Annotated in this window: 6 protein-coding genes and 1 pseudogene; 5 read left to right on the top strand and 2 right to left on the bottom strand. The window is 55.7% G+C overall.

Annotated features, from left to right (window positions below):
• Positions 1–707: 707 nt before the first annotated feature.
• From PAA8504_RS11910 to PAA8504_RS22775, 5 genes and pseudogenes are all read left to right on the top strand, one after another.
• Entirely contained in the window at positions 708–1,448 is a 741-nt protein-coding gene (locus PAA8504_RS11910; RefSeq protein ID WP_146190491.1) for a hypothetical protein, read from the top strand.
• Complete coding sequence (locus tag PAA8504_RS11905) at positions 1,448–3,634, top strand: TnsB C-terminal domain-containing protein (protein WP_108894392.1); 2,187 nt, start codon at positions 1,448–1,450, stop codon at positions 3,632–3,634. The genes PAA8504_RS11910 and PAA8504_RS11905 overlap by 1 nt, the downstream gene beginning before the upstream one ends.
• A gap of 35 nt (positions 3,635–3,669) precedes the next feature.
• Positions 3,670–4,611, top strand: a complete 942-nt coding sequence (locus tag PAA8504_RS11900) for a TniB family NTP-binding protein (protein ID WP_181375779.1) — start codon at positions 3,670–3,672, stop codon at positions 4,609–4,611.
• A 2-nt stretch (positions 4,612–4,613) separates the two neighbouring features.
• Positions 4,614–6,083 carry a TniQ family protein gene (locus tag PAA8504_RS11895; RefSeq protein WP_181375778.1) on the top strand — a complete coding sequence of 490 codons (1,470 nt, stop codon included), beginning with the start codon at positions 4,614–4,616 and terminating at the stop codon, positions 6,081–6,083.
• Between the two features lie 536 nt (positions 6,084–6,619).
• A pseudogene (locus PAA8504_RS22775) lies at positions 6,620–6,864 on the top strand (IS5/IS1182 family transposase); the annotation flags it as partial.
• 318 nt (positions 6,865–7,182) lie between these two features.
• On the opposite strand, the gene PAA8504_RS11885 reads toward PAA8504_RS22775, so the two are convergent.
• Together PAA8504_RS11885 and PAA8504_RS21800 are read right to left on the bottom strand one after the other, a co-directional pair.
• The gene (locus tag PAA8504_RS11885) at positions 7,183–10,773 is read right to left on the bottom strand and encodes a P-loop NTPase fold protein (RefSeq protein WP_108894389.1); all 3,591 of its coding nucleotides are present in this window, start codon (positions 10,771–10,773) and stop codon (positions 7,183–7,185) included.
• A gap of 525 nt (positions 10,774–11,298) precedes the next feature.
• The gene (locus tag PAA8504_RS21800) at positions 11,299–11,634 is read right to left on the bottom strand and encodes a hypothetical protein (RefSeq protein ID WP_146190490.1); all 336 of its coding nucleotides are present in this window, start codon (positions 11,632–11,634) and stop codon (positions 11,299–11,301) included.
• Between the last annotated feature and the right edge of the window lie 192 nt (positions 11,635–11,826).

Genomic DNA, 11,826 nt, shown 5'->3' with positions numbered 1-11,826 from the left:
AGCAGCTCTATCAACTCATGCGCGAAGCGCGGCTGACACTCGCAGCAAACGCTCGCCCAGAGGCCGGCAGGAACGGCCTCACCTTGCCTCAAGCCCACCGGGGAGCCGTTCCGGTGAATAATGCGGGTTGAGGGTGTATGTAGTCTGCGAGGCACAAGAAGGAGGCCAGATCGACACGACACCCCTGTTCAAAAACATGATGAATGTATGTTTTTCGCAAATAAAACAGTATCTTGACTCGCGGTGGCCGATAAGGGCAGTTCGGGCCAGAGGGGCCTCGTGCTCTTGCGCGGTCACGAGATGGGACACACGTGAAGAGGAATAAGAGAAAGATCACGCCACCGGCATATCCGGTGATTTCGAGGGACTGATCGGCCCCGATGCCGTCACAGAGGTAAGCCCTCAGGGAACCCTTTCCCAAACGACCCAAGATCAATTCGTGGAACACAATCAGCTCCGGAAGGCGTCGCCGTCCGGAAAGGAGAAGTCATGCCCGTCTTCTGAATGAGACGGGCCGGGATCATGGAGATATCGCACCTGAGACACTTCATCTTCTAGAGCGCGCCAGAACCGCCGCTGGCAGAACAGCCACCCCGGCTGCCTCTTTTTACAGCCCCACTCGATAGCCGACCATCCTGGAGCCCCTGGCTCCCGGGCAGGACCGGCTGCGCCTTCATTCAAGACAACAACGGACCGAACGGAAGACGATGACCATCTCTACCTATCATGCCGGCACAGGAGCCCGGCTCAGAAGGAGCGAACCCGTTTCCACGGAAACGTCCAGCCCTATCAAGACCCCTCCGCTGCCGAGCCGCGCGAAGCGACCGATTCCCAAGGCATCCAAGGGCCATTTCGTGGGGGAACTGGTATTCAACCGTGGTCCGAGGCAGCAGCGTCTCGGCTTCGCGAGCCTGAACGAACACAACGTCGCGCTTTGTCTTCTCTACCGCGCGGATTGCCACGACCTGGAGGAACAACTCGCCGGGCTCCCCTTTACCCTGCCGAATGGACGCTCAAGCCGGCACCATTTCGATTTCCGTTTCACCCGGAGCGGAGGCTTCCGTATTTGCATCTCGGTCAAACCAGAACGCGTTGCCAAGACGTACGAGTACCAGGCCAAGTTCGCAGAGATCAAGAAAGCAGCCATCGGCAATATCTGCGATGCGGTGGCCACCATCACCGAGCGGAACATCGATCCGGTCCTGCTTCACAATGCGAAGCTGTTCCATGCCGCGCGCGATCCTGAGCCGGAGATCGACCATCGTATCAGCGACGGTCTCGCCGATCTCGATGGCCATACGTCGATCAGTGATTTCCTCTCCGAGATCGATCTCGGAGGCGCCGGATTCTTCGGCTTGGCGAGGGCGCTTAGGTTCGAGCGCGCCCGTCTGTTCGCACCCGGGAGGATCACGGGGAGTTCCCTGATCGCCCGAGGGGAGGGAATCTGATGGCGGCCCCGTTCAAAACGCGCTCCAAGGTGCTCCTTGAGAAGGATTGCGAGTTCGCGATCGGTATCCGTAGCGGAAAGGTGCTGGAGCTTCGACCCGAAGGTTACTTCGTCTTCTGGGGGGAATGGACGGATCCCACGACCGGCGAATGCCATGCAAGCGATGCCGGGATCATCTCCTATGAGGCTATTGCCACCGAGAATAAGCTCGGCACGCTCCATGTCTTGAGGAGGCCGCTAGCGGCTCCTAGAGACCCGAAGTCCGTTCGACGCAGCGAGCGGAATGCCGACGAGATCGCCCGACAGCGCCTGAAGAAAAGTTTCGTACTCGCAATCGACGAGATGATCGATCGAGGAGAGCTGCGACCCGTGCGGGATGATTTCTGCAACAAGATCGTTGCCATCGTCGCCGCTGGCACCCAGCGCCACAGAGAATATCTTGCGGCCCGGTCCATGCGGAACGCGAAGCGTGGCGGCGCGAAGATCCCGCCTGATCCGCAGTTGGAGAAGGCCAGCAACTTCGAGAAAGGGTTCAAGTCGGGCCACACCATGTGGAAGTGGTATCGGCAGTGGAAGGCCCGTGGTGATGATGCCCTCTTTGACAGTTACCGCAACTGTGGAGGTCATGCTCGTTACGACGAGACCATTGACCGTCTCATCGATCGCGCCCTCAATAGACTTTGGGATCTCGAACGCCCGACGGTAAAGTTCTTCGTCGAGTGCGTTCAGGCCGAAATTGATGCAGAGAACGAGCACCGCGAGCGCAAGGCGGTTCCCGAGGGAAAACTGCGGCGGCCGGGCTACGATTACATCGCCGGTAAGGTCCACGCTCTCGCGCCGGTGGATCACGCCCTGCGACGTCTTGGTTGGGACAAGGCCTACAATGACATGCACGGCCTTGGCCTTGGGACGGTGGCGCATCGTGCGCTCGAACGCGTCGAAGTGGATGAGTACACGATAGATCTGTTCGTGCTCATGCAAGCTACTGGGCTCTTCGATCATCTCCCGCTGTCAATTCAGCGGATCATTGGCCTTGATGGCTCCTCCGCACGAGCAACGATATCGGCCGCCATCGACGTCTACACCCGGTGTTTGCTGGCCTTGCAGATCGTTCCCGTAGGAGCCGAAAGCCCGCTCGCGCAAACGATCGAAATGATCTACATGGACAAGTCGCCGATCGCGGACGCGGCCGGTGCCCGTTTCGATTGGCCGATGTCCGGTGCTCCCGAAGCGATCGTCCTCGACCGTGGGTCGAAGTACATCACGGATGAGGCGTACGATATCCTGGCGAGCCTCGGCATCACCAATATCGGTGCACCGGCCGGGAAGCCCTGGCTCAAACCTTTCATTGAGCGGCTCTTCCGGACCATCCATACGGATCTGCTCCTGCGCTTCTCAGGGCGGGCGTTCAGCAACGTGGTTGAGCGGGGGGAGAACGACGCCCAAGGACGTGCGACGCTGACGCTCGAGGCCTTCCTCGGATGGCTCGTGCGATGGACGGTGGATGCTTATCACACGAAGCCGCACGCGGCTCTCGGCATGTCGCCGGCCCAGGCTTGGAAGAAGGCTCGCAAGGAATGCACTCCGCGGTCCCTAACCAGTGCGGAGATGCGCGAGGCTTTCGGCGCGCGATCACGCCGCAAAGCCAGTCGCAAGGGCCTTCGGACCCACTACCTCGACTACCAGTCCGATGCTCTCATGGACATGGTACTCAAGCAGCATCAGGAGGAGTTCGAGATCCTTCGCTGGGGCGGAGATATCGGTGCGATCAGCGTACGCGCCGACAACGGTCCCTGGTTCACGGTACCGGCCTGCGATCCAGCCTGGCTCGGCAAGACCGACGCCGAACTTCGCGCTTGGCTTGCGGAACGGGCCGAGGGGAGCGACGAGGAGAGGCGGGCTCGCCGCGACTTCATCCTGGATGCGAGCGCGGAGTCCTATCGACTGAAGCGGCTTACCGGTCTCATTTCACTGCCCCGTACGGCTGATGACCTGGACCGGGATGTCGCGCGGTTCAGCCGGTTTACCGACACGGCCGAAAGACGGCACGCCGCAGGTCCCTACCGCGACCTCTTCGATGATCTGGATGAAGGCACGGACGCTTCAGAGGCCCAAGGCTCGCGATCGCCAGACTCCCATTCTGGTCCGGACGCCGCCGACGACACTGACCAAGGATCGATGGAATGACTGCAATGACTTCGTTCGGGTCGACGCCCAAGACTTTGTCGGAGAAGCTGGATTGGCTCGACGTGCGCTACTGGCGCTTCGGTCATGATGAGCTGCTCGAAGACCACCTTTTCGATCTCTATGCGGTAGGGGACGACGGGGCGATGACCGCACAACCACGGGTCGATACGCTCACCGGGGAGACGCGCGGATTGATGGTCCTCGGTCGATCGGGAGACGGTAAGACCGCCCTGCTGATGCGTACCCTGCGTGCCAGTCCCGTCCTTAGGGAGTTCGGCCAGGACATGACGGGAAATACGCTCTTCATCACGGTTCCGCCCGAGGCCACCGTCAAGAAGCTGGCGGAGCTCATCCTCGCGAGGACGGGATACAAGAAGATCGACTCCCGTCTGCGATCTTCCGATGCTTGGGAGATGGTCGTGCATCGGCTCGGCAAGGTAGGGATCACCACCGTTGTCATCGACGAATGCCACCACATGTTCCGTACCGGGGCCGGGCGCGATAAGCAGGGAGCGATCCAGTCCCTGAAGCACATTTTGCAGTCCGCGGGCGGCGTCGCTCTCATTGTCGCTGGTGTTCCCAGCCTTCGGGACGAGATCCTCGCCGAACCCTCGGGAGAAACCTATCGACGCTTTCAGGAGCTGAAACTTTCTGCGGTCCTCCCTGACACGCGAAACGCAGCCCTGTTCGCGACCAATCTCCGGCAATGCGCCGGTGTCCTAGGAATCCATATTCCCGCAGATGACGCGTTCCCTGAGCGTATCCTGTTCGCTCACCGGGGGCAGGTCGGGCGGTGCGTCAATCTCGCCAAGGAAATCCTTAGGGAGGCGACCACGCGTGGCCGTGATGCGCTGTCTCTCGCTGCCGCGGACCGTGTGTTCCGCAAGTCGAATACAGGCGTCGGCCAGACGCCATTCCACGACGCACCATGGGAAACCGTACGGGTCGAACTCGAAGCGATAGGGTGGGGGATGTGACCATGCTCCAGCCGGTCCTTCCCCTCGATCCTGAGGAGACTCTCCTCTCGTATGCTGACCGGATGTCGCTCTTTCATACCGGGCGCGGGATGGAACGAGTGCTCAAGGATATCGGCATCGCGCGGGATCCGTTCATGGCGGGGCATCCCGATGCCGCATCGGCGTTCGCGGAGGCAACCGGGCATCCGGCGGATATGATACATCGCTTGGCCATCCGAGTGTCCCCCCGGATCGGTACCTTCCGTGGCGAGGATATCACCCGTTCCTTCCTTTCCCCGCGGGCGGCCCGCTACTGCCCCCTCTGCCTCGCCGAAGACGGGCCCGTCGAAGATCGGCGCTTCCGGCTGATCTGGGGCTTCAGCCTCGTCCACCGGTGCGACCGGCACGGTGTCCATCTCGCGTCTTCCCGGGAAAGCCAGGCGATCAATCTCCGCCTCTCCATGGCCGGGGACGCACTGGCGACGCCCGTTAGAACCCGAACGGAGACGCCCCAGTATTTGGATTGGCTGCGTCGAAGACTTGAGGGGTACACCGCCAACGATTCGGCCTGGCTTGCGGGGCAAACTCTCGAGCAGGTCCTGATGGCCTCGCACATGCTTGGCGCCGTCATGGCGCACGGACACAAGGTTGTTCCGCGGAACCTGCTGGCGCAGGCAGCCGAGGCCGTAACCGAAACTGGCTTTTCCATATACCGGGAGGGGAAGGGGGCGATCGATGAGGCACTCGATGCGGTCCGCCGTGCCTCTCCCGCGAAGGCTGTTCAGGCGGGTCCCTTGGCATACTACGGGCAACTCTACGACTGGCTGGACCGCCGGTCCAATGCGATCGACCCCGGGCCGATCCGGGATATCCTGCGCGAGCACATCGTGAAGAATTCTGCTGTCGAGCCTGCGACCACTGTGCTCGGAGTGGAGATCACCGAGCGGCGGTTCCATACGCTTCAGAGCCTTGCAAAGGAGATCGGAACGACCCGGAAACGTATGGAGCGCCTGCTTAAGAAGCTTGGCGAGATCCCGGCTGATGCAACGGAAGTCGAGAGTGGCAACATGGTGTTCGCGGCGGATCATGTCGTGCCGCTGATCGAATCCTTCCACTCCGCCGTTTCGCTCTCGGACGTGCCCTCTTACCTCGGCGCGAGCAAGGGGCAGGTCGAAGCACTTTACCGATGCGGGATCGTCGAGCCACTGGTTCCAAGGACGGGCAGGGGATCCGTGCGGAACGTTGTGGTCGCACGGGATCATCTCGATACGCTTCTCGCCACCCTCGGTACCTTCGCGATCGCCGACCCTGCGAGCCACGCCATGCTTCGTCCGATGGCCCATGCCTGCCAGCACGGGGCGGGGCCCTTCGAGGAGGTTTTCAAAAAAGTTCTTTCCGGAGAAATGCCAGCGACCCGTCGAGCCGGCGCGCCCGGCATCGGAGCGATCCTGATCAATACGGACCACATCGCGGCAAAGAACACAGAAACCTGACCAAGAACTGTTTTAAGAGTAAGGCCCGCTTCGGCGGGCCTTTTTTTGTTGTCTATCTTCGGAGTTCGAGCGATCTTATCTCGGGTTTCGCGCAGACCTTGGTCCGGGGAGAATTCGAGGCGATATAACTAACTGTTTTTACATGGATTAATTGAGGCGGCCGAGGCAACTTTCGCCAGATTCACAGGTTTGTGTAGATTCCGCTAAAGTTCCTTTGGAATCGGAGCTAAGACCGCGCGGTGGACGCCTTGAATGTGTATCTTGCGTTGCGCTCGGTGTCCGGTTCAAGATATAGAATCGGTCGTGATGAAGGGTAGCCCATTGCCGGGACGGCGCAGAACGAGGCGAACCTGACGGCGTTGGGCGCTGATGCGCTATCCGATCTGCCGCTCAAGGCCATGAAAGGCGGCGCGGCAGCGCCGCCTCTGCATAGCCCTCGCGGCGGGGCAGGGTGCGGATACCGTGGCCGTCGACGAGCGCAAGCGTTTCGCGGCGATCTATCCGCGCGGAACTTGCTCCACCGCGGCAAGCAAAAGGCCCTGGCCATCACCCGCGAGGAACACGAAGACGCCGGCGACATCGCCAAGACCGAGTAATACGACGTCTCCGTGAAGCTTGAGAAGAAGGTCGAGATGCTGTTCGCGCATCTCAAGCGCATCCCCGGTCTCGGAAGGCTGCGACTAAGTGGACCATGCGGCGCGAAAGATGAATTCCTCCTCGCGGCAACGGCCAGAACCTCACGAAACTGGCGAAGATCATTCCCGCACCGCACAAAGCCTAACACGGAAGGTGCGCGTGCATTTGCCGGCCGCCGATTTTTGGGTTCGCCAAAGGGCGCTTTTCCACAGGAGGGCGGAAAGCGGAAGTTCGCTGCAGATGTGTCGCAGACTATAGAAAGCCCTAAAGCGGTCATTGATGAAAATCTAGCTGGCCTCGTACTACCAACGTTGCTTCGATGTCGGCGAGACTGAGTTAGGCCACCACCGAAGGGTTCTCTCTTAGATTGAACAATCAGATCAACTGCCCCAAGCTAATATGCCTCGCGCACGCTCAATGAGCTTTGTTCTAAGAATTTACCGATTGTCTTTTTCGTAAGAGCTTATCGCTGATCCTCAGCCTCTTCTTCCTCATCTTTGCCACTCGTTACCAAATGCGGAAACCAAATTCCCCAAAGGGAGCTGGTTTTCTTTTTGCCTTTGACTAGGTAACTAACCTGCTGAAAGTATGCTCGATCATCGCAGTCATTTGCATAAGCGGCCAATGCTCCATCAACTTTGTCTTTCGTCGATTGATGGGACTTGTTGATAAAATCTCCAACCTTCCGTCGGCCAAGACTAAGGAAGATATTCAATACGTTCACGTTCCCAGATTCCAAAGCGGTACATAGTAAATGTCTTGTGACATTGTCCTTCTCGCTGGCACTGATCTTTTCACCCGACGAAACTATGCTTTTTAGTACATTTGGAAATAGCGTCTCTGACAGCCTCAGACCTTCGTGAGAGACCTCAGATACTTTCTCACGGCACTGGCGGAAAATATCGTTGTGGAAGCTCTCAGGGATCGCCTCAAACACGGCATCAAAGTTAATCTCATTGGAAAATTCTGTAATGTCGCCCTTAAGGACTTTCAGAACCATGTTCATAAATGCTAATCTAAAATCAGCATTATCCAGCTTCAACTCATGGGAACGAGCCATTTCGGCAACAAGGCAAACGTCATGGTCCGCATTTTCAAGCTTCTCTGCCCAGAGTTTGTGCTCTGTTTGAAGCAGGGTGCCTTCAACTTTCTTGTGAACGCGCCGCCAACCGCCACCTGAAATGTTCTTAGTATCGGAGAGTACCCCGATTGGAATTTCAGACAGCTTAAGTTCATTGACGGAGTCTTGATCAATGTATGAGTCATACTTCTGCAATACTTCAACGAACTGATCGCCTACAAGCCCTTGAGAGTAATCAAAATTATTTAAGAAAGTTGTTAGGGCAAAGCGAGGGAGGTCCTGACTGCCAAACGCGGTTCGCACAACGCATTCGATGAGAGCATCTCCGCCTTTGCGTCCAGCATCAACCCACGATCCCACACTGCGAGTCGATCTGGCGTTTTCTAATATCCGATCGACCTGAGTTTGCTCCAACGCGGTTTCGCCCCCATAGACATCTGCAAACCATTGTTTCGCAGCTTTCATTTCTGAAGTGAAAGTTCCCTTGGTTTCTTCTTCGGTCGAGGGTAAATCCTCGCTGAGCCTTGGGTGTTTCACGAGGAATACCGCGTGACCTAAACCTGTAGCTTCTAGCTCATGCTCGTAAACAACCTTCAGGCCAGCGTAGAACACTGCACTTTCTGAGAGGCTGCCCAAGTTTATATCTTTACGTTTTATTTGTCCAAGATTGGTCCAAATTTTGGCAAGTGTACCAAGTAGGCCGTCGAAAATCTTTGTGCTGACATTTTTAGGATCCTTTAGCAACTCAATAATGCTGTTCGCAGTCTCAACCCATTTTTGTGACGTCACCACTTTTGCGCTCAGTAACTCCCCAAACGCTGCCTCGGAGAGGTTGTAGTCATCACGCGCAAAGTCTTCCAACTTGGTGTCGTCTTCTTTGAGAGTAAATGCGACTTTACCAAAGTCGGAAAGAGAGATTTCGCACTCACTGACCCTATTCGCAACACCAAGCATAAAATCGGGATCAGATGGAAGTTTGAATTCTTTCAATAGGCTGCGGAATTCATCTGTCGTCAGCTTGTCAGACAAGTGACTCTGCAAGGTGTCGATAAAATCAATTATCGAACGTCCTGCACTGTAGCTTATCTCACCTTTGCCATCCGCAATGGCCGTGTTTAGAACCTTTGAAATCACTTCCTTTGAAAGGTCTGAAACCCTATTTGTTGGACAGAAGTCGAGCAAGCTGAAATAAGGGAAATAATCATCCTTGTCAGGGCTTAGTTCGGGAATTTCTTTGAAGAAGTAAATCAGGCTATCTACAACTTGGTGTTTGGCTGTTCCTGGATATGCAGGTAGCAAATTCCCAAAGTTGATGATAGCGTTTCCAAACTCACCTGCGCCGATCCAGTCTTTGGCGTGAGATCGGATGACTTCGTCCACCCTCAAATCAAAGCCATGGGACTGGGACAGTTCAACTAGATCTTTGGAATTATCTTGCGTAGCAGCAGTCGAAATACGCTCATCAAGAAGAATTTCCAACGCAAATTGGCTATCAACGTTGTACAAAAGCGCGGCCAAATTTTGTTCGATTTCGGGGTCTGGAGCAAGCCGCCGAAGTTTTGCATCGATAATTGAATCGTTAGTCAAGATGAATGGGTTGTCTGATATGCGTTCCCTATGGCAGGTATAAACCGCGACGGTGCTCAGAGGGTGCTTCCCTTCGTGTATACAGAAGAGATTGGTCAAATCATTGATGAACGAAATAATCTGTCGAGGCGTAAAGTGACCATTCGGTGGTTTCATATACGTTGAGAATATTAGATAGACCCTAAAAAGCTCTTCGCGGTTCTGAAAGTTGGGCAGTGCTTCAGATATTAGGGCGTCAAAGAACTCTCGGGAATTTGACATGACTGGGGGAGCAACAAACAATATTTCATCGAATGTTTTTGAGAACAGCTCCCGTTTGGCTAACGCACCCTCTGTTGGGGAAATGTCTTGGCCGTCACCTGTTCCAATAATTGCACCTTGGATGTGAGACCTATCATATGGAACAATTGCGGTGATCGAATCATCTTCTGTGTGCTTGCCGCCAGCGAGATTCCTCGAAAAAATTGATCGAATTGCGGACCAATGATCGTCAATTTGGTCAGGAGGTAAGCGGTCAATGTTGTCCAGAACTAAGACAACTCTCGTTTTTGGGCTTTGCACTGTTGATATGATTTCAGATAGCGTAGCCTGAAACTCAAAATCATTTGGATCTACCTCCCTAATATGTTGTGTGCTTTGCTGTTTTTCGTATTGCTTCGCGGTGATCAACAAAGTCCGCGACAAGGCCTCCCAAAATGTGACCTTCTTTGACTTTTCATGGGAAAAGTACACCCAACCAGCCTTTCCCAGAGTAACCAAGAGAAAGATATATAGGACCCACATGGGGGCAGAGTTTAAGAATGGTTCGCTTGCCGAAATTACATCTCCAGCAGCTCCGACAGCACTTGCATCTGAGGGCGTAGGGGCCGTCTCCGTCGGCTTGGTCGAAAGGTCATACTCCTTTTTTGCCCAAAAATAGAAGATGGGTAGAAAAGGTAGCGTGAGTAGAACCAATACACCGTACCAATCCAATGTTGTGTTGTTGTTCGTGGTTACATGTCGTGTCTTGCCACGTATTTTTTCTTCTATTTTCTGCAGTTCGACTTTTTTGCGAGGAAAATTCTGTATTGACCAAGAAACGAAGTGCTCAAGGAATGCGCGACGAAATGCTGTTCCCTGAGATTTCCAGATATCAAAAGTGAAGAAGGCAAATTTCTTACCTCCGTTTTTTGAAAGCTCATTTAGCTCCCTCGTCGCGATCTCAACGATACTTGATTTCCCACTGCCCCAAGGTCCATCAAGACCGATAGAGCGATCGGAGTTTTCGAACTGAGATATAGCGACAGCAAGACTCTTGGCCGTTCGCTCATGGCCCTTGCCTTGGAATGCGTCGATTTGTGAGGGAGTATCAATGAGTATATTTCTGGAATATGTTTTGTCGGTCATCACGATCAATCAGCTTCGCAGGGCGCAACCCAGAGGGTGTGTCAGTGCCCCACATGATTATAGTTAGTTGAGACTATGCCGTAGTTTTTTTAAGTTGCAAAGCTTCTTGGTCGGTCACGTTCGCTCCACGCCAACATTTGAGAGCATAAGGTGCGATAGTGAATGGGTATTCCTAGAGCTACCGAAGACTGCATTCAAAGGGGCGACAGCTAGTGGCGATTTTGTACGTCAAGTGTGCATCCGACTGGTCAGAATCCTGGGTTCCCAGCGAACGTCCGGAAAGTGGGCTGCGCTCGCGGCGAACTTACATCATCTTGAATGACAGGTATGGGCCGTGAGCGACGATGGCTGCGGCGCGCCAGATGCTCGGCTCGCTGCGCCGCCGCAAGTCGGGTTCGAGCCCCTAACTACCGGTTGCTGCCTGGTGCATTAATGGCGGATCCGACGGATTGCGCTGCGGACGCAACATGATGTTGCATTCGGCACTAGACTTGCCCTCTGCGGCGCGTCGAAAGTCGCAGGCGACTAATATGACACGGTTAAAACGACCAAAACGTTTCTTACGCCCGTTTCATGAGTGCGGGCCAGGGCAGCCCCGACCCGGACAGGGCAATCGCGTTTGGAAAACTGATCGCAGAGAGGGTGAACATTACGGGAACCTTTTGGCTCTCTCGTTGCGCTCACGGTCTGATGACGTTGTTTTTCGGTTTTGACGAGCCATGACGAACCCAAACGGGATTCCCCTGCCAACCCGGAGGGCGTGATCTCGATCTCGGCCAGGTCCGCTAGGTGGGCGTCGGCCAGCCCCTCCTCGAGGCGCGTCGGCACTGCCAACTCCAGTCCGTCGTGCAGGGTGGCCACCAGCCGTCCAGAGGCCGCGTCGTAGCGCGCTGCCGTTGCTTAGCCTGCCGCGCGCTTGGCCTCCATCGCGGCCGAGGCGCCGGTAATCTGCTATTCAGTAGGCTCCATGGACCGTTGTCCACTTCTCGCACAGTATTGCCAGTTCCGGACTCAGCCCATCGATCATCCGTCAGATTCGTCGCGCGTCGAGGA

It is taken from the genome of Palleronia abyssalis, assembly GCF_900302445.1.
In the GTDB taxonomy this organism is placed as follows: domain Bacteria; phylum Pseudomonadota; class Alphaproteobacteria; order Rhodobacterales; family Rhodobacteraceae; genus Palleronia; species Palleronia abyssalis.
The sequence above is the reverse complement of the archived record's forward strand: the minus strand, read 5'-3'. Positions and strand labels throughout refer to the sequence as shown.

Excerpts from the sequence above, each read along its gene's own strand:
- PAA8504_RS11895 (WP_181375778.1), top strand. The coding sequence starts at position 4,614 with ATGCTCCAGCCGGTCCTTCCCCTCGATCCTGAGGAGACTCTCCTCTCG.
- PAA8504_RS11905 (WP_108894392.1), top strand. The coding sequence starts at position 1,448 with ATGGCGGCCCCGTTCAAAACGCGCTCCAAGGTGCTCCTTGAGAAGGAT.
- PAA8504_RS11885 (WP_108894389.1), bottom strand. The coding sequence starts at position 10,773 with ATGACCGACAAAACATATTCCAGAAATATACTCATTGATACTCCCTCA.
- PAA8504_RS11910 (WP_146190491.1), top strand. The coding sequence starts at position 708 with ATGACCATCTCTACCTATCATGCCGGCACAGGAGCCCGGCTCAGAAGG.